The organism is bacterium, from assembly GCA_023382385.1.
In the GTDB taxonomy this organism is placed as follows: Bacteria; Electryoneota; RPQS01; order RPQS01; family RPQS01; genus JABWCQ01.
The window spans coordinates 193,417-218,248 of the sequence record JAHDVH010000003.1 but is presented as its reverse complement, the minus strand read 5'-3'; the positions used below and the strand labels follow the sequence as shown (position 1 = coordinate 218,248).

Here is a 24,832-nt window from a genome sequence, read left to right as displayed (position 1 = left end):
GTATCATCCAAGCTTTGCATGGTACAGAACCTTGGAGTGAATGGTACACTCTTTGGCGGGAATATGATGGCTTGGGTTGATGAAGCGGCGGCGATATTTGCGCATGAGCACACCGGTGAACGGTACATGGTAACTCTCAAGTTTGGCGAGTTCGAGTTCCACCATCCGGTGCGTGAAGGCGACATCATCCATTTTTTCTGCATGAATCCGCGCATTGGCCGCACAAGCTGTTCTTTCGAGATAGAAGCTGTCACGACACATGGGACCGTTGTCGTAAAGACAAGCGCCGTGTTTGTATGTGTCGACGAACACGGCCGCCCAAAACCGATTTCCCGCACTTAGTACTTTCCTTTCTGACACTTCTGGATACCATCCAACCCAAAAGGCGCACATGAGCAAGACAGTGTTTCGCACAGATCACTCCCAGCAAACAGCGAATGGAACCATTCGAAATGGAGCAAGTCAGCCGGTTCAACCGTCCGAACTCTTCGGACTGAACGTGTTTTCTCTGTCAGTGATGCGTCAGGTCTTGCCGAAACCAGTATACAAACACCTGCTGGAGATTCACGACTCCGGCACGTCGCTCGACCCGGCGACGGCAGATGTTGTTGCCGCCGCGATGAAAGATTGGGCGCAGGCTCGTGGCGCGACACACTACTCGCACTGGTTTCACCCGTTACACGGATTAACGGCTGAGAAGCATCAGTCGTTTTTGATTCCGACACAGGATGGCGGAGTCATCACAGAGTTTACTGGCGCCAATCTGATGCAAGGCGAGCCGGACGCTTCGAGTTTCCCCTCTGGCGGAACGCGTTCAACGTTTGAAGCTCGCGGATACACTGGGTGGGATCCCACAAGCCCGGCTTTCCTGATGGAAGGCCGTTACGGCAAGACGCTCTATATCCCGAGCGTCTTTCTCGGATTCAATGGCCATGCTCTTGATAAGAAAGCGCCGCTTCTGCGTTCCATTGATGCGTTGAGCCAGGCGGCGATTCGCGTGCTGAAGTTATTCGGCAATGAGGCGAAACAGGTTGTCACAACCGTGGGCTGCGAGCAAGAGTATTTTCTTGTGGATCGCGCACTCTACCTCCAGCGTCCGGACTTAATGACGTGCGGCCGCACACTATTTGGCGCACGCCCCCCGAAGGGTCAGGAAATGGAGGATCATTACTTCGGTTCGATCCCTGAGAGAGTGCTGGGGTTTATGGAAGACCTCGAACTGGAGCTGTATAAACTTGGCATTCCGGTGACGACGCGGCACAACGAAGTGGCACCGGCACAATTTGAGATAGCACCTGTATTCGAACGGGCCAATATTGCCACCGATCACAACATGCTCATGATGTCCGTGATGCGGCGCGTTGCGGCGAGGCACGAATTTGCCTGCTTGCTGCATGAGAAACCGTTTGCGGGAATTAATGGCAGCGGCAAGCACAATAACTGGTCAATGGCTGACGACAAAGGGAATAACCTGCTTGAACCCGGCCATACTCCGCACGAGAACGCTCAATTCCTGGTATTCCTGACGGCTGTCGTTCGCGCCGTCCACTTGCATTCCGATCTGATTCGAGCTGCCATCGCGACGCCGGCAAATGATCACCGCTTGGGAGCAAATGAAGCTCCGCCCGCCATAATCAGCGTCTATCTCGGGGATACACTAAGCGAAGTCGTTCAATCCATAATCGAGGGATTGACGCATAAGACAAAGAAGCAGGAGTATCTGAATATCGGGGTTTCATCCCTGCCACAGCTGCCCCTGCACGATTCAGACCGTAATAGAACGTCGCCATTTGCGTTCACGGCCAACAAGTTCGAGTTTCGTGCGGTCGGAAGCGGACAGAACATAGCGCGGCCGAATATGGTTATCAATGCGATTGTGGCAGAATCCCTGAATCACATGGCAGCCGAGATTGAGAGTGCGCTACAGCAAGGCCAAGTGTTCAACGATGCGGTTCGATTAACAGTTCAGCGCGAACTTGCAGCTCACAAAGATGTGCTTTTTGGAGGGGACGGTTACTCATTGGAGTGGCATAAAGAGGCTGAACGGCGCGGCCTCCCGAATCTTCGTACAGCGGTCGACGCGATTCCCGCATTTAAGACGGCGAAATCCGTTGAACTCTTCTCTAAACTTGGTATCCTTAGTGAGTCTGAACTTTACAGCCGCTATCATATCAAGCTCGATACTTATATTAAGACGATCAGCATTGAAGCAGGCCTTATGTCGTCAATCGGTGCAACACAAATCCTGCCTGCGGCCCTGGAGTATCAGCGAAATGTTGCCGAGACAATTGATGCCGCTGAAGAAGTGCTGTCGGCCGTCCCGCTTGCCGGTCAAAGAGGTCTGCTGGAATTGGTGACTCAGGCAATCGAGCGTTTCATCTCGCGATTGAAGCACCTCGATCGAGCACGAGCTGCGGTCCCTGAAACGGATGATCATCTGCTGGTTGCATCGTATTATCGGGACTTTATCATTCCTGCGATGCAAGAGCTGCGTGCCTCGGGGGATGAACTTGAGGTTATAGTCGACGACAGCCTGTGGCCAATGCCCAAGTATCGAGAGTTGCTTCACCTGAGCTAAGTTACGCAGCACAGTGCTTCTTGAAGCCCCTGTATTCGCAGGGGCTTTTCTTATGTTAAGAGGTCACACAACGTGAGAAGACGCAAACTCTCGAGCGTTACGGGTCACTAATACGTTGAATATTGTGCAATTATGAAGAATTGAACAGCCGAAAAACAATCCAAACTCAAGTATTTAGCCGGAGGAAAGAGTCCGAAATTGCTCTCTAAACCCTTGACAATTCAACGGATTGATATTAACTTCAGTCAGTCCTGCTCGCCGTGTGCTGCTCCCATTGCCCTTTCATCGGAAGAGGCAAGCCAGCACGCGGTTTTTGTTGCAATCCGAATAACTCCCGCCTACCTACGCGAACGGGCAGTCCTGCCCGGAGGTGTCGCATGAACAAATTGAAACGACTGTTTTGGGGCCTTGTCGCACTTGCAGCTTCGTCAGCTGCCTGGGCTCAAGGCACCGGAAAACTCGCCGGCACAGTTGTGGACGCCAGCACGAATGACCCTATCCCCGGTGCAAATATAACGGTGGAAGGAACAATTCGCGGAGCGACTACAAATGTGGACGGCGAGTTTTTTGTTCTGAACTTGCCAATCGGTACGTACACGGTAAAAGTGACAACCATTGGCTTCGAGACACAAAACGTGACCGGAGTTACGATTGCGTCCGAACAGACGACCGAGCTAAACATCCGCTTAAAAGAGACCGTGCTTGAGGGCCAGGAAGTGACCATAACGGCAGAGCGGGATGTTGTCAAAAGGGACGTAGCAAGCACAGTCCGTACTGTAGATACCCGCGAAATCACAGAACTCCCCGTAACTCAGTTTTCAGACGCACTGGCTCGGCAGGCAGGTGTGGTTGGGAGTGGCACTAATCTGCACATTCGCGGCGGTCGGCGTGACGAAATACTCTTCTTAGTCGACGGCATGTCAGTTCGTGATCCGCAGTTTCAGCGGCGCTATCTGCAAGTTCCCAAAGCTGCGATTGGTGAAATGCAGGTCATGACTGCGGGATTCAGCGCTGAGTATGGAGAAGCGCAGTCCGCAGTAGTGAACCTCGTCACGCGCGATGGCGATCGCAAGTACACGGGACATGTTGAGCATGTGATGGACTTGGATGGTTTTGGAAACGGCAAATTCAGCGACTTGGGCAAGAGTGTCGCAGGAGATTTGCCACACCAGCCAGATGACCGCAAGAACGGCTACCAGAACTACGACTACACCGAGATGTCCATCTCGGGACCAGAGCCGATCACGGATCGGCTTCTGCCGCAACTCGGAGTTGAAGTTCCTGGATTCACGTCGATTTTCGCCTCGGGAACGTTCTGGAGTCGCAATGCAAATGAGTTTGGGACAAACATTGGGGGCGATACGTGGTTTCGTCCACAGGTTTTTGATTGGTTCGGTTCGGACATTCGCAAAGCAGAAGCCTACAACAATACAAATGTGAAAGTAACCTACAATTCCGAAAAGAACTACAAGTTAAGCATAGGCTGGGTTAGCAATCAGGAGCGTGTTAATCCGTATTGGTACAGGCTCTCGCAGGTCTTCCCATACGATTTCCCACTTGCTGAGCAGACTGCGGGAATGCATGCCTTGGCTTCCATTCAAGGCCTGGCAACGAATGCGGATGAATACAGGCAGTGGACCTATCAGGATTTGAATGGCGACGGGGTGGTGGATGGCCGCGACGCTGAACTCGCGGATGACGACGGGGATGGCCGGGTCGATGAAGAAGCGTTAAACTGGGTCGACGACGACGGTGACGGGCTGGTAGACGAGGATTTGCAGGCGTATTTCTATAATCCTGCCAATCACGTACGTGCCGAAACCATCCGCGACCAGCAATTGTACCTGACTCTGAATCACAACTTGAGTGCGAAAACGTTTCACACTTTCCGGATTGGAGTCTATGACGCGTCGCGAATGCTGGCCGGCGGAAACAAGTCCGCCAGTGAATATGGCGTCGCTTCCGAGCCATTTGTGGACTTGCCTAACGCCGATGGCCGCTATAACGGGCGCTACGACATCGGAGAACCGTTCACTGATCTGGACGGGGACGGATTGTATGACTTCAACAATCCGAGCAATGCATACCCCAACATCAATGGATTCCACATTGCAGGCGATGGACTTGCAGGAAACAGTCAACAGCTTGTTCCTGACTGGGCACGCTTCGAGTCCCAAACCTACACTTTGAAATGGGACATCACATCGCAACTTCATCCCCGGCATCAGTTGAAGAGCGGATTGGAATACAACTACTACAACGTGGCTGCGGAAGATAGACCGTATCCCAGCATCGCTAATCGCGGACAGGGTATCTACACGGACGTATATCGTTATTATCCTTCAGCGGCTGCAATGTACCTGCAGGACAAGATGGAGTATCGCGATATCATCATAAACGCAGGTGTTAGACTTGACTACTGGCGGATTGGTGGCGACGCGATCCGTACGCCCATTGCGAATGACCCTTCACGGGCCAACTACGTGGATTACGAGCCGCCGGGAAAGAGCGGTGAGGCATATGTGTCGCCGAGACTGGGAATCGCATACAGCGTTACCGACCGCGATGTGTTTCATTTCAATTATGGCTATTTCTATCAACGCGGTCGTCACGACTACTATTTGACGGGCGTCAATCAGCTGCAAACCGGCGGCACACCTGTAATTGGGAACCCCGATCTGAAGCCGTCCAAAACCATCGCCTATGAACTTGGTGTGCGTCACCAGTTTGGCGCGGATTTTCTGCTGGATGTTTCCACCTATTACAAAGACATCAAGAACTGGATTCAGACGGCATCGCAGAATCAACTCTACTTCGAGTTAGGCATTCCGCTTCAGAGTCGTCAAAATGCGGCTATCTATTACAACGCGGATTATGCCTCCGTTCGCGGATTTGAGTTCAATCTGACCAAGGACTACGGCTCCTATTTGTCGGGACGTTTGACATATACGATCTCCTGGGCGACCGGCAAGAATTCCTACGACATCGGGTCGGACGTAACCCGCAGCAACTACGTGGTTCCTGCTGGCGAGACTCCGTTGGCTTGGGACCGCCGCCATCAGGTAGTTTTCAATCTCGGCGCGAATTACGCGCTGAAGGGCGAGCCTTTCTCAGCTGAATGGCTGCGCTCTGGTTGGACGATCAACTGGCTCTCACAGTTCCTATCCGGTTTGCCGTACACTCCAACTCAGGTGAACGGTAACAACATTGAAGGGCAGGAGTTCGGCAAGAATTCCCCGTGGACTTATCAGACGGACATCAACGTTGCGCGACACTTTCGAACAGGTGGTTTGGAGTGGCGTGCGCTGCTTGAAGTGCGCAACCTGTTTAATGTCCGCAATGTGCTGGGTTGGGACCGCAACCAGAACACGATTGACACGTATAATGACGGCGAACCTGGGTTCATCAATGACAGTAATTCGCCCAACTATGGTCTGAATCCGAAGGCCGGAGCAAATCCAGACGCGTGGGACATCCCTCGTCAGGTTCGCGTAGGCCTCGCGGTTGACTTTTAGGCAGAAGGGTTTCACATGAAGAATCACTGTTTAAGACTTATTCTGCTGATTGCCTCGATACTCGTCTGTTTGCCTCAGAAGGCAGACGCGCGGCGAATTACAGACCGTGGACCTGTTCGCAACATGGATGACGTCGACCCCGGAGCGCGTCCCGATGTGATTGCACACGACATTGGAAACGTGTTGATGACGCTCTCGAACTACGGAGAAGTTGGCAATCCAAATAATGTTCCCGGGTTCGCGGGATTCGAGTTCCCGATCAACAGTGGCAATGACTTTCTGTTCTCCGCTGGCGTTTGGATTGGCGCGGATATGAACGGCGTTCGACTCGTGTCAACGGCTACCGATGGCGACAACGGCACCGGCGAGTTTTATCCCAAGAACATCCTCGCCATGCCCTTCGCAAATACGGCGGCAAATCCGGATTGGCACCTGACCTCGAAGTCTTTTAGCCGCTTTGGCGACCGTTTCTTCGTTGCTGGAGCGAAAGGCGCGGATGACGACGAAGATTGGGATCCATTGACTGATGATTGGGACGGCGATGGGCGGCCTTCGAGCAATTGGGATGGCGGGCGGGGCCTGATCGGATTTGATGACGACAAAGATGGTCAGATTGACGAAGAGATCGTCAATGGACTTGATGACGACGCGGATGGATTGGTGGATGAAGATACCGATTCAAGCGGCGATTCCAACCGAGATGGCAATTGCAACTATGACCCGGAACCTCACATCGACGAGGATCCTGCAGGAGATATGTCCAACGACTTTGTGGACAACGATTCGGACGGGCTGATTGACATGGAAGACTCGAATTTTGACGGCGATTGTTGTCCGGGTTTTCTCGACGATGACGGTGATGGACTGGCAGACGAAGACGGCGTGGCCCGCGGCGTGCAGGAGTATTACGCGGTCTACATGGATGACATTCAACCGCAGTTTGTATCGAGTCCGGATGTCGATGGACATACTCCGCTGAATCTCATCGTAACACAGCGGACGTACGCTTTTCCTGAAGACTACGCCGCAGACTTCATTCTGCTGGATTACCGTATTCGCAACGTCGGACCATTGCCGTTGCGAAATGTGTATATTGGATTGTTCGCCGACCCGGATATTCTCGCGCAGGGGGAAGGCGGCGACGCGGGGTCAACGGACGACTACAACTACTATGACGCTGGCCGGTTAATGGCAGTGCACTATGATGAAATCAACGATACCGACGGTCCGGGTCCCGGTGTCTTCGCCATGCGAGTGGTCAAGACACCTGTTGCGCTGAATCAATTACGGGTCTCGTTCCGGAATTTTGAACGAGTTGCGGGCGGAGACCCCGAGACCAACGCTGAGAAGTACAATATGATGTCGTCAGGCGACATTGATCCGTTAAGCCCGACCGCTGGTGACTGGCGCATGTTGATTTCGTTTGGTGCTGAAGCCACAAACGGCTTCACGATTCGCCCGGGCGAGACGCTGCCGATCACAGTCGCTTTCATTGCGGGAGATGATACAGCGGACATTGGTGTCAATGCAGAGTGGGCGCTTGCCATGTACCTGAATGACTTCCAGGGTCCGTCTGCGCCCGAACCGCCTGAATTTTCGCTCGATGTGTATGAAGACCGCGTCCGGATTCGCTGGAAACCGAATTCTGAGGCATCCATAGATGCTATTACGAATCTGGCCGACTTCGAGGGATACCGTATCGAACGCAGAACAGGCCAGACGGTATGGCAAACACTGAGAGAATACGACATTATTGACGAGCTTGAAGGAGAATTCGAATGGCAGAATTTTAACTATGGAATGCCGACCGATTCAATCCACTATCCAGACGGATCCTTTGAGTATGTCTACTGGGACATTGGCCTTATTCCGGGCCAAACTTACGAGTACATCGTACGGGCTTTTGACATGGGCGTATTCGGCGCCGGTGTCCTTGAATCGAGCCGTACGGGATACACCAAGTCAGTCACGATCGCCAAACAGGCAGTCGCGGGCGAATCCCCCCATGCCGACCTGAGCAAAGTCTACGTATTTCCGAATCCCTACAAAGGCGGGCACCGAGGCGAGGCGATACCGAACGAGACGAGCGCCGGACTCGAGTTTGTTCGCAAGCTGTTTTTCCGCGGTCTTCCGACCAATCTTGAACAGGGCAAGTGCATAATCCGGATCTTCTCTCTTGCTGGAGACTACCTTGGTTCAATCGATCACTACAACGGCACGGAACAAGCAGAATGGAACCTCCGAACGCGCAATGGTCAGGAGATCGTCAGCGGCATCTACTATTTCTCCGTAGAGTTTGGCGGAGATAAGTATCTGGACAAATTTGTCGTCATCAAATAAACCACTGGAGCACTTTGCATGATGACGAAACCTAAGATTTTCATTTGTCTATTAATTCTCGCTGTGAGCAGTATTACCGCGTGCGACGATCCCCGTACGCCGCCGGTGACCGCGCCGAATCCGGCTCATACTGAAACAATACTGCTGTGGCAAAATACCGCCTCGAACGGTGAGATCATCTCTGCAGAATTTGAAGTCGCGGCGCCGCTCGCTTCGATCAATCTTCCCGGGGTAGATCGACCGGCACGGCTGACGATAGCGGCGTATGTCCTTCCTGATGACGATGTCGAGTGGTATGAGAGCATTGTTTCTGACTCGTTCCCTGCCTACAGTACCGAAATTGTGCGTTATCTTGTCGGGATAGAGACACAGCAGGGCGTCATAGATTCTGTTGCCGGTATCCGCGCACTCTGTGATTCGCTTCCCGAAGAGTGCCCGTCTGATACGTCGGGACTTCTTTCAGCCGAATCGCAAGCACGGAGCATTCAGGAGACATTTCAGGATTCGCTGGACATTGCGATTGCGGATACGACAGAGCTGGGAGATAGGCGGGATTCGCTGGGATTGGTATTGGACGACCGATTCACTCTTGCGCTTTGGATGGATGGCGACACCACAACCGCCTATCCCGACGGCTTGCTATTGCCTGATGGAAGACTTAGTGGGCAAGGAATATATCTCGCCGAAACGAACTCTCAGAGCGGCTTCAAAGGACGCGGCTTTCAATTGGACTTGGCACAATTCGAGGCAGCAGACCTGAACAACCCGGGTCGGCCAATAGAAATCAACTGGACGACCTGCTTTCCCGGATCACAGCGACCCTGTTTGTCCGTTGGACAGCACACGCTCAGCGCTCGTGCTACAGGCGCGGTTACGAACATCACAGCGGCAATCGTCCTGGTTTACGCGGAGGATCGACCATGATAAGAGCACAAGTTCCAAGACCATTGCTGCTGATACTCGCGACGCTACTGGCAGTAACGACCGTCTTTGGATTGGAGAAGGTGGGCACAACCTCCATGCAAATTCTGAAAATGCCCATGGGCGTGCGCGGAGTCGCGATGGGCAATGCCTTTGTGGCCGCCACAGAAGGCTCCGAATCAGTCTGGTGGAATCCGGGAAGTCTGACGACGACCAGAAAGAACCAGTTCCAAATCACCCAGATAAATATGCCGGTTGACATTCAGTGCAATTCTGTTTCTTATGCGAGTCCAATCGGGCAGTACCGCGCCTTTTCGGTGCACATAATCAATCTGTTTACGAACGATATGCCTGTCCGAACTTGGGAACGGCCGGAAGGCACAGGCGAGTACTTCAACGCTTACGACTTCGTAATTGGAGCGTCGTACGCTGAGCGCCTGACAGATAAGTTTTCACTTGGTGGTCAATTACGGTACTTGCGCAGTGCCTTGGAAGAACAAGTGTATAACGGCGTTGCGATCGACCTTGGAACAATGTATCAGACAGGGCTTCGCTCTCTGAAGTTGGGAATGGCTATTCAGAATCTGGGGCCCGATGTGCAGTACTCCGGCAACTTCCTGGATCATCGTGAAGCAGCATCGAACGGAGAGCCAGTTGCAACGGAAGAGTACGAAGGCGCGTCTCTTCCGACGATGTTCCGTCTTGGCATTTCGTTTGATGTTTGGCAGATGCTTGCAATTCAAGAGTCGGAAGCTCATTCCGGTATTTTTGCTATTGAAATGGACCATCCGAACGACAACAAAGAGCGGCTGAATCTGGGCGGGGAGTATGGCTACAAGAACACACTATTCTTGCGCGCGGGCGGAAAGTTCGGATACGATGAGGAGAGTTTCGCCCTCGGATTCGGCCTGAACTTTGACGTCATGAATGAATACATTCTGACTTTCGACTACGCATACTCGCATTGGGGAAAAATCACTTCCGCAAGCGATGGTTTTGCGGACCAACCGCATCGCTTTTCGGTTGCTTTCGCGTGGTGAAGGAGCAAGCAATGCAAAATAATCTTAGAATAGTCACCCTTCTCCTCGCGCTGGCCTGCGCGTCGTGCAAAGTCTCGAATCCCGGTTCCCCGTTTGAGAATCAACCTCCCACAACGGCCATTACCTCTGCGCCGCAAAATGGTTCAACGGTGAACCACTACCTGACATTGCGTTGGAGTGGGAATGATGTTGACGGCGAAATCGCAGGATTCAACATGTTTATTGACGGAGAACAGGTCGCCTTTACGACACGCACGGACAGCACAATTTCGTTTACCTCTCCTTCTTCGGGTGAAGTTTTCTCGCACACGTTCAGTGTGCAGGCGGTCGATAACGAGGGATCATCAGACCCCAATCCGCCGCAACGACAGTTCTACACAAGAAACACTGCACCAACCTGCGATTTCTCCAGTACAAACACAGTAAGACCCAACTCATTTGTAGGAAGGGGATTTCAGCTGCGGCTCGAAGCATCAGACGCAAATCGTTCTGGAATTGAATTCTCGGTGAGCATTGATGATACAATGAGCTGGTGTGCATGGTCTACTGACTCTGTTTTTCTCTTCGCCGACACATCTCTTGGCTTCTTTCGATCGGGCGTCGTGGCTCTTTCAAACAGTCGGCTGACAGAAGGCAGTCACACGATTTATGCGCGTTGCCGCGACTCCGGACTGGCCGTCTCTCCGACAATTTCACGAACAGTGAACGTTGAGCTCGACCACCGCCCGGTAATCACAGGAGTCCCTGCTCGTTATAACTATGGCATCGCTTCCGACAGCCTGTATCCTGATGGATCGATTTATCGGAGTAACAACGCTGAACTGATATTGGCATTCGAAGCAGATGTTGCAACCTACAGTGGTGTGCTCAACGCATATCGCTATCGGGAATCCACGAGCGCATGGAGCAGCTGGCAGGACATCCCGGAGCTGGTTTTGACCGATTTGCCTTTGGGATCTTACGAGTATTATTTTCAAGCTCGCGACGCCGCAGGTGCAATATCCGACTCTGCCACGCTTGTGTTCAAGCTGCTCAATCAACAGCTTTCGGATAGCATTCTGGTTGTGGACGAAGCGCGTGAAGCGGCGGGCGGCGCGTCAGACGTGCAGATTGACAACTTCTATTCCGCGATAGTCGAAGGGTATAATGTGCGACACCTCGACTTATTCGAACGAGGAAATTCGCCGCTGGGGACATATTTGTCGCCCAAGGACATCGAGTTCATTGGCCTGATTATCTGGAACGCAGATGAACGAAACTTGATTCAAGTCCAGAATTACCGTAGAATACTGGGTGAATTCATGTCGCGGGGAGGTCGTGTAATCTTCAGCGGTTGGGACTTCATGAGCGCATATACGACTGAACCCGCAGCGACTTACGGAGGTTCTGTGTTTGAGTACAGATTCCTGCGCGTATTCAGCTGCAGACGGGATCCCAGCACAAATCCCAACGTGAATGCGCAGGTGAATGGATTCACCGGCTCAAACGGCTTCCCGTCGGTTCAAATTGACGCGACAAAGGTGCCGGTTCCTGTTTGGCAAGGCGCACTTCCCCGCACATGGGTGTTTGAACCGCGAGGAGAGTGTGTGGTCATTGGACGCGCAACTACCCGAGACCCAAATTACTTCCAGAACGGCCAAGTATTGGCGTATGTGTATGACTTGAGTTTCCGTGTCGCAGTGTTCGGGGTTCCGCTCTACTATTGCAGGCAGGATCAAGTGGAAGACTTGTTTGATGTCTTATTGCCGCGTATGCTGACAGGCTTGGGTTCCTGACGAGAGGGACTTGCTGCAAAAGAAAACCCGTCGAGCACTCGGCGGGTTTTCTCTATTGAAAACAACAGACAGAACAATTCCAGCTTCAGTTTTGAACACCGCGTTTCTGAAGACCAATACCAAGGATTACAAAGCTCACGATCAATCCCGCATAGATAGGCTCGATTTCTAACCAATAACTTCCGTTTTCCGTCCAGAGTCCAGAGAGCCTCCAAGTTAATGCGGAGAGACCGGCGAAAGTCATCGCCATGACTGCGATGCGGGGTGAGGGAGGGTTTTTTGAGAACCACGCCAGCAATCCCGGAAACAGAAGGGAAGGAGCAGCGATCGAGCCGATAGCATGCCAGAGTGTGATGACTGACGAAGAGAACCACGCGAGAGAGAAAGCACAAATGGCGGCACAGATTGCCCCGACTTGCACATACCTGAGCACCGTCTCTTCGCTTGCAGGTCGCCCACGGGCTGCGACATCTCTGCCAAGCGCTGCACCGGCGATAAACATATAGCTGTCGATAGTGGAAGCCACAGTGGCAACGAGGGCGGCGAGAAAAAGTCCGAACAATCCCGCAGGAAGTACGCGGGCGGCAAGTTCGGGAAATGCGAAGATCGGCGAAGCAACGTCACCAAGTAGGGCGCGCGCGTACAATCCGGTGGCGGTTGTCATGAAGTCAAACAAAGCCCAGAATACGATGGCGACAAGAATGCCAGGGAGTACTATCTTCTCTGATTTTGCGGCATACGCGCGCTCATAGAAGAGCGGTTCGACGAGCGTTGTTGATGCGATAAAGTACCAGACTAGCACGGCGCCAATTGTTTGCCCGCCGGTGGGTGTCAGTAGGACTTCAGGCACACGCGCCTTGATGAAGTTTAGCCCGCCGTAAGTAGAGAACAGAGTCACAACCATCACGGCGAACCCGACGTACATCAGCAGAAACTGAAGCATATCCGTGCGAACCACACTTTTCAAACCGCCACGGAAAAGGTACAGAGTCGACAAGAGCGTTCCGACTACGAGAGACATGGAGTACGACCATCCAAACATCCACTCTATCAACTTGCCCATCATCAACAAGTATGCGGCGGGCATAGTGGTAAGGAAGATTATGCCACCGCATAGTCTCGCTGCACTTCGCCCGTAGGCAAGCTGGAACCGATCCGGCAATGAGAGAAGCTCAGACTTTCGCGCTCGCTTTGCCAGAAACAGTGCAAAGATCACCGCGTATAGGTAATAAGGAGCGCCAAAGACAAACCAGTTCGAGAGTCCGTAGGAGTACGAATACTCGCTGACTCCAAGAATTCCCCCGTACCATGAAGTGACCAGAGACATGACGAATGCCGGAGCGGAAAGTCGCCTGCCTGCAATGACATACTCCCCAAAACCACTCGCAGGCTTCCAGAGGCCAGCAACGAGTACTGCTCCCAATGATATCGCCACAATGACGAGATCAATCGTGGTCGCGTGCGCGAGACCCCAAGGCTCCATTACAGTTCGACTGCCAGCGTGGTATACAGTGCGCGCGGAGCGCCGACGATGTAGGTTGGTCCGTAGCCCACAGTCTCATATTCACGGTTTAGCACATTGTTCACCCTGACACGTATCTCTGCAAGAGGGACATTCCCAGGGAGGTTCTTGATTTTGTAGCCCAAGTCAATGTGAACAAGCGAATAGGCGTCAATCTCTGTCGATTTGTCTTCACTGTTATCCGTGAATTGCGCTCCCACAAATCGGGCACCGAGGCCTCCGATGAACCCGCCGTATTCGACATCGGCCTGTAAGTTTGCGAGATACAGGGGGTCCTGACCGATCCGATTGCCGTTGCGGGATGTTGGCTCATATGTGACCCAATCGATCTCAACGTAGTCTACGAATCTGTGATCTGCCAGTGCGAGATTGCCGCTCAGCTTGAGCCACCGAAATGGTGCAAGACCACCGACAAATTCAAAACCCTGATGGCGTACCCGCTCGGCATTTGCCGAGAGCAGATTTCCCAGGTCGTCAAGCTGTCCGTTGTCCGTCACAATGGCATCGCGAAGATTCATTAGATAGTAATTGAGGCCAAAGTGCGCAGTCCTCCAATGTGCAATGCACCCGATTTCGAAGTTTGCAAGTTTCTCATCGCTCAGCATTGGGCCGACATACTCACCACCTTGAGTTCCTCTTGCGAATCTGTTCGGAGCGATTAGCGGAGTGGAGTAGTAGTCTTGCGCATTGTATAAGTCCCTAAATGCAGGTTCACGCTGTGCGAGGGAGGCATTGGCATAGACAACGGACAGTGGAATGTTCTTCGCTGCATTGCCGTCATGCAGGCGGTAATTAAGCCCCACCCGAGGGGCGAGCGCCGAGAATGTTTTGTCCAGCGAAACGTCGAACAGCCGATCATCACTCATCTTGTATCGTTGGGTCTTAACCTGCAAATCGAACATCGCCTGAAGGGGGTCCGCAAGTCTGATGAGATTATGTACGTAGCCCGCGAATACCTGCTTCTCAACTCGATAGTCGTAATAGTGAAAGTTCGGACGAGCTTCCGAAGGCAGTTGTGAAGCCCATTGAACCGTTCCTTCGTGACGGGCCTCATGCAGACGAAGTTCTCCACCGACCACTGTCTGGCCAAATCTATGTTGGAATGTGGATCGTGGAATCCAGCCTCCGTCAATCTCCGCGACGTTTCTACGGCGCAGAACGTCCGCGCTCAGCGAATCTGCTGGAAGCGAATAGAAGTAACGGGACAAGTCTTGATCGCTGCGGAACTGATCGTAGTAGCCGTCGCCTCGGAAGATGTAAAGAGAATTATCCAGTACAATATCATCGCGCAGCCGCCACGTGTCATGCAGCTCATAGTGAGGTTGAAAAAAATGGTCAATCTCGCCCGGATAAGAAAGAGGATTATATCGACGGTCTGTGCTCTTGTCACCGCTCACCTCACCGTTCAGGAATTCTCTTGAAACTCCTTCGTAGGCAAGGTGTGTCTTGGAAGGCCCGCCATAAAACAGAATTCGCGTCGTATGCCGATTCGAGAATCTTGTTGCGGCGAAATAGTAACTCCAGAGCTTCGCCCATGAACCAAATCGATACCCATTCGATTCCATACGCGTGAATCGGCCGGCAAAGCCGTAACGTTTGCCGACACGCCCGGAAGTGTATTGCAGAGATGCGCGTCTGGTATTCCACGTCCCATACATTCCTTCGGCCCGCAAAGTCGGGCGATCGCCAAGTCCTGGAGTCTTTGTAATCAGATTGATTGATCCTCCCAGCGCCGCCGCCCCGTATAACGAACTGCCGATGCCACGTTGGACTTGCATGTCTTGGACGTCCTCGGCGAAGTCCGGAAGGTCAATCCAAAACACTTCATGTGATTCGGCATCGTTGAGGGGGATGCCGTTGAGGTAGACACCTACACGATTCTGACTGAATCCTCGCATGCGCAAATACGAGTAACCAAGTCCGTTGCTTCCGTCCGAGTAGGTGTTCACGCTTGGCAACTGTGTGAACAGCTGCGGCAAATCCTGTCCGTAATGAGTCTTATCAAGAATTTCTCTGCCAACATTTGAATACGTTACCGGATAATCTGATGCAGCACGCGTGGTTGTCACAGTAACTTCATCAATCTTGTAGCGTGGCGCCTCGCGAAGGCTCTCTGCGGATTCCGCGCCGGGAACAAATGGCCTGAGTTCGACATTATACTCTGTAAGATCGGCGTCGGCAAGCACGAGCACAACCGAAAAAGGAACATAACCGTCGCGCGAGAACTTCACAACCACGCTTGGTTTATCAATTGGTTCCGTAAGGTATCGGCCAAATCGATTCGTGGTCGCGATAGTATCCAAGTCCAGTTCAACCAAGACTCCATCAAGAGCACGGCCGTTTGACCAGTCACTGACGATGCCTGTCAACGCTGACTGGCCGAACGCGTACGTACAAATGCCCAAGAGCAAGACGTGAAACAGCTTCATGTGAACTCCAAATGTAAAAAAACCGCAGCCAATCGTTAGACGGCTGCGGTCATTCACTTCTGGGAATCCATAACTGGTGGCCCACGATACCGCACCGTTTCCTCCGCCGGCATTATCCGGTTCAGGTTCGAGGGACTCTCTCAGGCCGCTTGTGGAAAACCCATGCGACCACCCCTACGGCTACATGTCAAAGATACACATGCCTCCAGAATAATTCAAGTCTTTGCTTGATTCTCGTGTAATTATTCACAAACTTACACCGAAAGCGTTGTTCGACAAAGGACTTGACTTGCCGGAACTTTAGCTGTATATTTAATATGACTGGCAAAGTCAGGTTTAAAGGTAATACCATGCTAATTTCATTGCAGGCCGATTACGCACTCCGTATGCTTATGTTTGTGGCCCGAGGCTATGACGAGGGCAAAACATTTGTTACTCGTGAAATTGCGGAGCAACAGCACATCCCGAGGGTCTTTTTGACCAAAATTGTCGCCTATCTATCCAGCGAAGGGTTGCTTGAGACCCATCGTGGGAAGGGAGGTGGAATCGCTTTGGCCAAGAAGCCAAGTGAAATTAATGTTTTACAGGTGATTGAAGCATTTGAGGGGAGTTTGGCGTTTAACGAATGTACGTCTGACCCGACTTGCTGTGTTCACTCAGAAGAGTGTACTGTCAGACACCTGTGGTCAGAGGCGGAGGATATGCTGCGTGGTTTTTTCAGAGAGCGGACATTGGCTGACCTGCTCGAGATGGAGGAGAAACAGCAGTTTACGCCTCTGGCTTCGGTTTATCGCTCAGCTGCAGCGGACGTGCCTGATCCTGCAGCCGTTACGGCGCGCGCCGCAAGAAGTTGACGATTTTTGAAATTGAAGGATAAAGTTTGAGGAGTAGCTGTGAACCAGCTTGAAATTCGTGATCTCCACGTTGCAGTCGAGGGGAAAGAGATTCTTCGCGGGCTTAGCCTTGACGTTCCAGTCGGGGAGGTGCACGCGATCATGGGACCAAACGGGAGCGGAAAATCTACGCTTTCCGCCGCAATTATGGGTCATCCAAAGTATGAGGTGACTGGCGGCGACATTATATGGAAGGGCGAAAGTCTGCTTGAAATGGAACCAGATGAACGTGCGAAGAAGGGTATCTTTCTGGCTTTTCAGTACCCGCAGGAAATCTATGGAGTCTCTGTCAACAATTTCCTCCGTCTGGCGATGACCGAAAGGTTTGGGCAGACCCCGAGCTTTAAGGAGTTCGATACCGAGATTAAGAAGTGGCTCAAGCTGCTCGATATCAGGCCGGAGTTTACGAAACGCTATCTGAACGAGGGATTCTCGGGTGGCGAAAAGAAGCGCAACGAGATTCTCCAAATGGGAATGTTGAAGCCGGAACTGGCCATTCTGGATGAGACGGACTCTGGATTGGACATTGATGCTTTGAAAATCGTTTCGCAAGGTGTCAATAGCTTGCGTGGCCCAAACTTCAGCGCACTCGTCATTACACACTACCAGAGATTGCTGAACTACATCGTGCCGGACTATGTTCACATTCTTGTGGATGGGCGGATTGTAAAGTCTGGCGATAAGACTCTGGCCTTTAAGCTTGAAGAGCAAGGCTATGATTGGATAAAAGAAGAGGTTGCCGCCTAAGCATTGACAGCCATTGACGCAGAAGAGATAGTCGACAAATCGACTAAGCTGCTGGGATTTCAGGTCACACTTGACGACTCGGGCAGACCGATGGTGGACGTTGCCAAGCTGCCCAAACAGAATCCACCCGGCAAGCTGGACATGAAGCGCACTGTCGTGATCGATACGTCGCCCTCTGTTGATGGTGAACAGTGGCCCGCACCCCGCTTCGAAATTCTGATCGCAAATCTTGATTCAGTTGGTATTTCAGTCTTGCAGCTTGGGAATACGTCGTGCACCAAGCTTCTTCGGGCGAACGATCACTTTTTGAAAGATCGTGCGGACAAGCGGGCGTCTTACATTGGCCAGGCGTTGCTTTGGATTGGAATGGATTCAGCGTGGCGCTTCATTGCTGCGGGACTTGGCAAACCCCAAATCGTGATTGCCGCCGACAAGAGTCGGGTTGCTCCCCGCTGGCACGACACCTTTGTCGTCGATGCGTTATCGCATGCGCCGGAGAGCAAAGCGCTTGGACCAATTTCCGTGACGTCTGTCGCCACGGCAGTTAGCGATGCGCTGAAGCAGATTGGTGTGAGTGCGAAGTTGTGATGCAGCATGGAACGCGTTATGGCGGCCCGCTCGCAAAGCTTCGCTATCTGCAAAGAGCAAGAGCGATTGACACGGAATATCCTGCCGGTGTGATTACAGTCACGCACTGCGGCAAACTGGGGGACTTCATTGCGACATTGCCGGTTGCATCGTGGCTGTTCAAAACTCGCCGCCGCAAAATTCACTTTGTGCTTGCAAAGGAATTCGATCTGTTCAGCAAAGTCGTCTCACTGCTCAAGCTGCAGGAAATGACAGCCGAAGTTACATTGGCAGATTTCCCGATCAGTGATTGGGAAAAGGGTGGTCAACCGTATCATCATGATCCAAACCGATACGGAATTGCAGCGATCGAAACATACAACTTCGGTTTTCGACGGACGCCGCGCCGCTTCGTCCCGCAGTACGTCGCAGAAGAGTATGGAATCGGCTATGACTCTCAATTTCGGCTGAATCTCTGTGAGTTCGAAAGCAGCACTGCGATCTTGGTAAGTGATGAGTTTATGCTGTCGGAAATTCCGGACGCAACCGTGATTGACCATTCGGAAGATATCCTCACCAATGCACGCCGTATGGCCGGCGCGCGCGAGTGCCATGTTTGCCAATCAGGACTCTTTCACGTCCTTGATTGGGCCGGTATCACACCAACCATGGTTTACATTTATCCGCATTCCACGAACATCTGCAAATTCTCTAATCGATTGTCCGAGCACCGTTATTGCTTCATACAGCGTATTGTGAGGTAGTGCGTAGTGTCCGGATACATCATACACGGCGGATACTGGTGCGACGGCACGGCGGTTCATCCTGGCGCAACCAAATACTCTGATCGGCGGATCCGCACCACCGCGTTCTTTGAGGTTTGGTATGAGTTCTTGCGCAGATACTCGAGTCCTGAGAAGATTATCATTGTAGATTCGGCAAGTCCCGTCAAACCGGATCTGACCGGGAAAGAAGTTGAGTTCGTCAGCATGAAGCGCAACTTCTTGCACGGTATGACTTGCGACACGAAGTTCTGCGGGGCAAGCCGCGCGATTCTGATCGGTGCATTCTATTCGTTCATGAACGATGCGGAGTACTCGGTCTACATGGAACAGGATTGCCTGATTTACGGCGAGGGCATAATTGAGAGCGCGATTTCCGAGATGAAGGCGAAAGATAAAGGCATTTCCTTTTCACTTGGCGGCCCGAATCGTTCCGACCAGAGTTTGATGCTCATACACCGCGACTATTTTATGAAGTTCCTGGACGCATATCTTGCGATACCGCAGAATGATCGCGAAATGGACACAGAAGACAAATTCCTGCAGATCATCAGGGACCATGAGTCGTTCGTGGAATTGCCGTTCGGATATGGTCGGAATCGCCCGATCAATTTTAAGGATAAGATGTTTTCGGCGCAACAGTGGCGGCCGGACGAGTTGGCGCAGTTATACTATAAGACAGAGTCGCCCGCCTTGCGAAACTTGCTGGAGTATGACAATTCAGTCAAGTTGAAACTTGGAAAATTTGTGCGCCGCGTCACCGGACAATAAAGAGATACGGATCACTGGAGTTAGATATGCCTGCCTCGAAAGAATTCACGCTGGACCTGGACAACTACGACAAGTACGGCTTCTCAGTTCCTGAGAACAACGTCGTAAAGTTCGAAAAAGGCTTGTCCAAGCACGTCGTAGAGGAAATTTCGCGTTACAAGAACGAGCCTGAGTGGATGCTAAATTTGCGTCTAAAGGGCCTCGACTACTTCTACAAGAAACCACTGCCTGAATGGGGTCCCGACCTCAAAGTTGTTGACTTCGAAGACATTCACTACTACATCAAGCCCTCAGATAAGGTGGAGCACGACTGGGACGCGGTTCCAAAGGAGATTCGTGAAACCTACGACAAACTGGGAATACCTGAGGCCGAGAAGAAGTTCCTTGCCGGTGTAGGCGCGCAATACGAGAGCGAAGTCGTCTATCACTCGCTTCAGGAGCAGTGGAGCAAGCTCGGTGTCATCTTCTTGGATACCGACACCGGTCTTCGCGAGCATCCTGACATTTTCAAAGAGTATTTCGCCAAGTGTATTCCAGCGGGTGACAACAAGCTTGCTGCTCTGAATACTGCGGTGTGGTCAGGCGGAAGTTTCATCTACGTTCCCAAAGGCGTTCACGTTACTATCCCTTTGCAGGCGTACTTTCGAATCAATGCAAAGAACTCCGGTCAATTTGAGCGAACGCTGATCATTGCGGATGAAGGCTCGAACGTCCATTATGTAGAGGGCTGCACTGCACCTGTCTACTCCAGCGACTCGCTGCATTCTGCGGTGGTGGAGATCTATTGCAAAAAGAATTCGAAAGTCCGCTACACGACCATTCAGAACTGGTCGAAGAATGTGTATAATCTTGTGACGAAACGTGCAATCGCCGAGGAAGGCGCGACCATGGAATGGGTGGATTGCAACATCGGATCAAAGATCACGATGAAGTATCCCTCTGTATACTTAATGGGGCGCGGTGCAAAGGCGGACATTCTCTCTGTTGCCTACGCAGGTTCCGGTATGCACACGGAAGCAGGCGCGAAAGTCGTACATAAGGCTCCGGATACGACCTCTGTCGTGTTGTCCAAGTCAATATCACGGGGAGGCGGCCGGACTTCTTATCGCGGTTTGGTGGAAGTTGCAAAAGGCGCAACAAACAGCAAGAGCAATGTCAGTTGTGATGCGCTGCTGTTGGATGATCACAGTCGCAGCGACACCTATCCTTACATGAATATTCAGGAAGAACGAGTAGAATTAGGCCACGAAGCAACCGTTTCTAAGATTGGGGACGAGCAAGTATTCTACCTGCAGAGTCGGGGTATTTCCGAAGAAGAGGCGATGACGATGATTGTGCGCGGGTTCATTGAACCCGTTGTCAAGGAGCTGCCGATGGAGTATGCACTCGAGATGAATCGACTAATACAGCTACAGATGGAGGGGTCGGTCGGCTGAAAGACAGCGACCAACCTGCGAATGAGCAATATCGACACAGTATCAACAGAACAGAACCTGACTTTCTCTGAACAACGCGCAAGTTGGATTGAACAGGCGCGTGCCGCCGCCTTGCCTGCCCGTGACAACGAGGAATGGCGTAAGAACGATCCCGCTGCCTTCCCGTGGCAGATTGCGGAAAGTGCAAAGGACGCAACACAAGTCAAGAGCACTCTGGCAGTACGAAGCGGTTTGACCCAAGACGCACTGCTTGCTACTCCTGCTGACCGCGAAGCTTTCGCTGAACTGCTTAGCTACGATTCGGATGACGTGGATGCGAAGTTTCTGAGTTATCACCGCGCTTTGACAGGACAGCCGCTCTGCCTTCGAATTCCAGCGAATACAACAGGAGTCGTGATCGACCTCTCGCATCACCTCGCCGGAAATGGGCTTGCTGCACCAACAACTCTGATTATCGTTGAGCGCGGCGCTGAAGCTATCGTGCATGATCGGTGGATAGGCGGGGGCAATGCAGTTCCGCTCATCGGCCGCACCGAGATTCTTGTTAAGCAGGGTGCACGCCTGCACTACGTGCATGATGAACTGATTGATGCCGATGCTTCGGTCTATCGTACCGGACGTGTGAGAGTCGAGCGGGATGGCTACTTGAATTGGTGCTCGTTTACGACCGGATATAAGTGGCATGTCGCAAAACTTAGAATTGACTTGCTCGGCGCGAACACAGAAGCTCATCTGAGCGGTCTCTTCAGCGGCGACGGAGAAGCGCGTGCCGAACATAGGACACATCAGCATCATAACACTCCGAACGGTTTCTCAAATCTTCTGTTCAAGACTCTGCTCGCAGGTGACGCCCACTCGATCTATCAGGGCATCATCACGGTCCCGCAGCATGCGCAGAAGACGGATGCCTATCAAACGTGCCGTAATCTGATGTTGGATCCCGGCACACATGCAGAAGCAATTCCAAAGTTGGAGATTATTGCCGATGATGTGAAGTGCAGTCACGGTGCGTCCATCGGTCATCTGAACAAAGAGCAGATGTTCTATTTGCAGGCTCGCGGATTGACCTTCCGTCAGGCCCTTACCGCGATTGCGACCGGTTTCGCTGAAGAAGTCATCAACAATGTCCCTGAAGTTTTGGAAGACGTTCGGGATAACTGGCGATCACGAGTTTCACAAACTGTGGGCCGGGCAACGGGTCGCTGATACATGAAAGAACGCCCCGTGCACAATCGCAAGGGGCGTTCTTGTTAGAACACTATCGAAATTCTTGAGTATAGAATACGTTTTATGGAAACAAAACTTGTAAAGATTTGTACAATTGCTGATCTCCCTCGGAACGGTGGTAAGGGATTTCAGGTAGGGTCATTGGAACTTGGATTGTTCCAGGTCGATGGCAAGCTGTATGCGACATCGGATGTATGTTCGCATGAGCATGAGTATCTTTCTGACGGTTGGCTGGAAGGGGACTGCATAGAGTGTCCGCGACACGGAGCAAGATTCTCACTAAAGACCGGCGAGGCGCTGTCATTGCCTGCGACTGAACCAATCGAGACATTCTCAGTCGAACGACAAGGAGATGATGTCTTGGTTGCCGTTCCAGTGAAGTATTTGCAGTCGGAAGGAGCATAATCGCATGTTTGAGCGCGATGTTCGCAAAGACTTCCCGATATTGAACATAAAGATCAACGGAAAACGGTTGGTCTATTTGGACAGCGCGGCAAGTTCACAGAAGCCGAATGACGTCTTACAGTCATATTGTAGATTCTGTGAATCGCGTTATGCAAACGTGCATCGGGGCATTCATACACTTGGTGAAGCCGCAACGCGCGACTATGAGGCTGCGCGGCGCACTGTTGCCGAGTTTATAAGCGCCCCATCGCTCGAAGGCGTGATTTTCACGCGCGGAACGACTGAGTCAATTAACTTGGTCGCTCGTTCCTTTGGACACAAGTTTGTCAAGCATGGACAGTCCATAGTGTTGACTCCCATGGAGCATCACGCGAACCTCGTGCCTTGGCAGTTGGTCGCAAAGTCGGTTGGCGCCGAGTTGCGCTTCATTCCGATCAAAAGTGACGGATCGCTCGATGTAGCAGAAGCACGTAAGTTGATTGACTCCGGCACCGCACTCATTGCCGTAACGCATGTCTCCAATGTACTGGGAACCATCAATCCTGTCGGCGAACTGATTGAGCTTGCGCACAAGGTCGGTGCGAAAGCACTCATTGACGGGGCACAAGCCGTGCCGCACATGCCGATAAACCTTCGCGAACTTAACCCGGATTTCTACGCATTCTCGGGCCACAAGATGCTGGGTCCAACAGGAATCGGTGTTCTTTATGGTCGACCGGAAATTCTTCAGGACATGGATCCGTTCCTGACTGGCGGTGAGATGATCCGCGATGTGTACCTCGATCATGCGACTTGGAATGACTTGCCGTACAAATTTGAGGCGGGTACACCTGCGATCGCGGAAGCAATCAGTCTTGCCGAGGCCGTTCGATACCTTAGCAGAATTGGCATGGAACGAATTGCCCAAGCAGATCACCTGTTGACCAGTCTGACGCTTGACAAATTGAGTCGTGAACCGGATGTCACGGTGTACGGTCCCGGCACACAAAGGGGAGCGGTTGTCTCTTTCAATGTTAAGGGTATTCATCCTCACGACCTCGCGGGTCTCCTCGATCGCGAAGGAATTGCTATACGTGCCGGACACCACTGCTGTCAGCCGTTAATGCGCTGGCTGGACGTTTCGGCAACTGCACGGGCAAGTTTCTATCTCTACAATTCATCAGATGATGTTGACGCGCTGATAGACGGCTTGCGCGTGGCACGAAAAGTCCTGGTATGAACGATCTCTATAGTGACATCCTGCTTGATCACTATCGCCTTCCACGGAATAAAGGGAAGTTGCCTGATGAAACGATCAGTGTCGAAGGCAAGAACCCTTTGTGTGGTGATGAAATCGTCTTGCATTTGAGGCTCGAGAACGGCTTGGTGAGCGACATCACATTCGAAGGCAACGGATGTGCGATTTCCATGGCGAGTGCTTCCATGCTCACGGAAGACCTAAAGGGTCGGACCATTGAGGAAGTGCAGGAGCGGATAAGCCAATTCCGCCACCTTATACGTGAAGGCGAAGAGCCTGCGGGTGAGTCGATGAATGACATGGCATCCTTGATCGGTGTCGCGCAATTGCCTGTACGCGTGAAGTGCGCGACTCTGGCATGGACTACCATGGAAGAAGCGGTGAATCAAATTACAAAAAAATAGATATTTACCACTATATTTGCCGAAGAATGCCCTTAGAAAGGCATTCTTTTTTGTTGCCTGCCTTGACTGTTCGCCCGTTGCAATCTGCTATAGGATGTGTTATATTTGCTTTTTAATATACATGGCCCACGTTTTGCAACTCTATCCACAATTAGCTTGGAATAATAGGAAAGCAGACTGGTGATTTGCTTAGACGCAGACGTAACGGCCCCCTTACGAGTGGGCGTTGAACGAATACTGAAA

At 52.0% G+C, this 24,832-nt stretch carries 19 protein-coding genes and 1 riboswitch; of the genes, 17 read left to right on the top strand and 2 right to left on the bottom strand.

What is annotated here, in order from left to right:
* The first annotated feature begins 18 nt into the window (after positions 1–18).
* The 7 genes from KJZ99_09170 (at position 19) to KJZ99_09140 (ending at position 12,169) form a co-directional block, all read left to right on the top strand.
* Complete coding sequence (locus KJZ99_09170; protein MCL4306072.1) at positions 19–342, top strand: hypothetical protein; 324 nt, start codon at positions 19–21, stop codon at positions 340–342.
* 49 nt (positions 343–391) lie between these two features.
* A complete protein-coding gene (locus tag KJZ99_09165) occupies positions 392–2,578 on the top strand; it encodes a glutamine synthetase III (GenBank protein ID MCL4306071.1) in 2,187 nt (728 codons plus the stop codon).
* Positions 2,579–2,955: 377 nt separating this feature from the next.
* Positions 2,956–6,093, top strand: a complete 3,138-nt coding sequence (locus KJZ99_09160) for a TonB-dependent receptor (protein ID MCL4306070.1) — start codon at positions 2,956–2,958, stop codon at positions 6,091–6,093.
* A gap of 15 nt (positions 6,094–6,108) precedes the next feature.
* Positions 6,109–8,433, top strand: a complete 2,325-nt coding sequence (locus tag KJZ99_09155; protein ID MCL4306069.1) for a hypothetical protein — start codon at positions 6,109–6,111, stop codon at positions 8,431–8,433.
* A gap of 18 nt (positions 8,434–8,451) precedes the next feature.
* A complete protein-coding gene (locus tag KJZ99_09150) occupies positions 8,452–9,357 on the top strand; it encodes a hypothetical protein (protein MCL4306068.1) in 906 nt (301 codons plus the stop codon).
* A complete protein-coding gene (locus tag KJZ99_09145; protein ID MCL4306067.1) occupies positions 9,354–10,394 on the top strand; it encodes a PorV/PorQ family protein in 1,041 nt (346 codons plus the stop codon). The genes KJZ99_09150 and KJZ99_09145 overlap by 4 nt, the downstream gene beginning before the upstream one ends.
* 11 nt (positions 10,395–10,405) lie before the next feature.
* Positions 10,406–12,169 carry a hypothetical protein gene (locus KJZ99_09140; GenBank protein MCL4306066.1) on the top strand — a complete coding sequence of 588 codons (1,764 nt, stop codon included), beginning with the start codon at positions 10,406–10,408 and terminating at the stop codon, positions 12,167–12,169.
* An 85-nt stretch (positions 12,170–12,254) separates the two neighbouring features.
* Here the strand turns inward: KJZ99_09140 and KJZ99_09135 are convergent, their stop codons facing one another.
* Both KJZ99_09135 and KJZ99_09130 read right to left on the bottom strand, forming a co-directional pair.
* On the bottom strand, positions 12,255–13,652 hold the full coding sequence (locus tag KJZ99_09135) for a sodium:solute symporter family protein (protein ID MCL4306065.1): 1,398 nt from the start codon (positions 13,650–13,652) through the stop codon (positions 12,255–12,257).
* Positions 13,652–16,120, bottom strand: coding sequence for a TonB-dependent receptor plug domain-containing protein (locus KJZ99_09130; protein ID MCL4306064.1), 2,469 nt, complete (start codon positions 16,118–16,120; stop codon positions 13,652–13,654). The genes KJZ99_09135 and KJZ99_09130 overlap by 1 nt, the downstream gene beginning before the upstream one ends.
* Before the next feature lie 81 nt (positions 16,121–16,201).
* A riboswitch (TPP riboswitch) is annotated at positions 16,202–16,306 on the bottom strand.
* Between the two features lie 164 nt (positions 16,307–16,470).
* Between KJZ99_09130 and KJZ99_09125 the strand changes: the two genes are divergently transcribed.
* From KJZ99_09125 to KJZ99_09080, 10 genes are all read left to right on the top strand, one after another.
* Complete coding sequence (locus tag KJZ99_09125) at positions 16,471–16,974, top strand: Rrf2 family transcriptional regulator (protein MCL4306063.1); 504 nt, start codon at positions 16,471–16,473, stop codon at positions 16,972–16,974.
* A 39-nt stretch (positions 16,975–17,013) separates the two neighbouring features.
* Positions 17,014–17,760, top strand: coding sequence for a Fe-S cluster assembly ATPase SufC (sufC, locus tag KJZ99_09120; protein MCL4306062.1), 747 nt, complete (start codon positions 17,014–17,016; stop codon positions 17,758–17,760).
* 3 nt (positions 17,761–17,763) lie between these two features.
* On the top strand, positions 17,764–18,348 hold the full coding sequence (locus KJZ99_09115; GenBank protein MCL4306061.1) for a hypothetical protein: 585 nt from the start codon (positions 17,764–17,766) through the stop codon (positions 18,346–18,348).
* Positions 18,345–19,091 (top strand): hypothetical protein, encoded by a 747-nt coding sequence (locus tag KJZ99_09110; GenBank protein ID MCL4306060.1) that lies wholly within the window; start codon positions 18,345–18,347, stop codon positions 19,089–19,091. Before KJZ99_09115 ends, KJZ99_09110 begins: the two co-directional genes overlap by 4 nt.
* Positions 19,092–19,097: 6 nt before the next feature.
* Positions 19,098–19,880, top strand: a complete 783-nt coding sequence (locus KJZ99_09105; protein ID MCL4306059.1) for a hypothetical protein — start codon at positions 19,098–19,100, stop codon at positions 19,878–19,880.
* A gap of 26 nt (positions 19,881–19,906) precedes the next feature.
* Entirely contained in the window at positions 19,907–21,316 is a 1,410-nt protein-coding gene (gene sufB, locus KJZ99_09100) for a Fe-S cluster assembly protein SufB (GenBank protein MCL4306058.1), read from the top strand.
* Positions 21,317–21,337: 21 nt separating this feature from the next.
* A complete protein-coding gene (locus KJZ99_09095; protein MCL4306057.1) occupies positions 21,338–22,522 on the top strand; it encodes a SufD family Fe-S cluster assembly protein in 1,185 nt (394 codons plus the stop codon).
* A gap of 84 nt (positions 22,523–22,606) precedes the next feature.
* Positions 22,607–22,948 carry a non-heme iron oxygenase ferredoxin subunit gene (locus KJZ99_09090; protein MCL4306056.1) on the top strand — a complete coding sequence of 114 codons (342 nt, stop codon included), beginning with the start codon at positions 22,607–22,609 and terminating at the stop codon, positions 22,946–22,948.
* Positions 22,949–22,952: 4 nt separating this feature from the next.
* Positions 22,953–24,167, top strand: a complete 1,215-nt coding sequence (locus KJZ99_09085; GenBank protein ID MCL4306055.1) for a cysteine desulfurase — start codon at positions 22,953–22,955, stop codon at positions 24,165–24,167.
* Positions 24,164–24,589 (top strand): SUF system NifU family Fe-S cluster assembly protein, encoded by a 426-nt coding sequence (locus KJZ99_09080; protein MCL4306054.1) that lies wholly within the window; start codon positions 24,164–24,166, stop codon positions 24,587–24,589. The genes KJZ99_09085 and KJZ99_09080 overlap by 4 nt, the downstream gene beginning before the upstream one ends.
* Positions 24,590–24,832: the final 243 nt, after the last annotated feature.

Coding starts and splice junctions, on each gene's coding strand:
- KJZ99_09145 (MCL4306067.1), top strand. CDS start 9,354: ATGATAAGAGCACAAGTTCCAAGACCATTGCTGCTGATACTCGCGACG.
- KJZ99_09090 (MCL4306056.1), top strand. CDS start 22,607: ATGGAAACAAAACTTGTAAAGATTTGTACAATTGCTGATCTCCCTCGG.
- sufB (MCL4306058.1), top strand. CDS start 19,907: ATGCCTGCCTCGAAAGAATTCACGCTGGACCTGGACAACTACGACAAG.
- KJZ99_09095 (MCL4306057.1), top strand. CDS start 21,338: ATGAGCAATATCGACACAGTATCAACAGAACAGAACCTGACTTTCTCT.
- KJZ99_09130 (MCL4306064.1), bottom strand. CDS start 16,120: ATGAAGCTGTTTCACGTCTTGCTCTTGGGCATTTGTACGTACGCGTTC.
- KJZ99_09160 (MCL4306070.1), top strand. CDS start 2,956: ATGAACAAATTGAAACGACTGTTTTGGGGCCTTGTCGCACTTGCAGCT.
- KJZ99_09155 (MCL4306069.1), top strand. CDS start 6,109: ATGAAGAATCACTGTTTAAGACTTATTCTGCTGATTGCCTCGATACTC.
- KJZ99_09165 (MCL4306071.1), top strand. CDS start 392: ATGAGCAAGACAGTGTTTCGCACAGATCACTCCCAGCAAACAGCGAAT.
- KJZ99_09140 (MCL4306066.1), top strand. CDS start 10,406: ATGCAAAATAATCTTAGAATAGTCACCCTTCTCCTCGCGCTGGCCTGC.
- KJZ99_09135 (MCL4306065.1), bottom strand. CDS start 13,652: ATGGAGCCTTGGGGTCTCGCGCACGCGACCACGATTGATCTCGTCATT.
- KJZ99_09080 (MCL4306054.1), top strand. CDS start 24,164: ATGAACGATCTCTATAGTGACATCCTGCTTGATCACTATCGCCTTCCA.
- KJZ99_09125 (MCL4306063.1), top strand. CDS start 16,471: ATGCTAATTTCATTGCAGGCCGATTACGCACTCCGTATGCTTATGTTT.
- KJZ99_09170 (MCL4306072.1), top strand. CDS start 19: ATGGTACAGAACCTTGGAGTGAATGGTACACTCTTTGGCGGGAATATG.
- KJZ99_09085 (MCL4306055.1), top strand. CDS start 22,953: ATGTTTGAGCGCGATGTTCGCAAAGACTTCCCGATATTGAACATAAAG.
- KJZ99_09150 (MCL4306068.1), top strand. CDS start 8,452: ATGATGACGAAACCTAAGATTTTCATTTGTCTATTAATTCTCGCTGTG.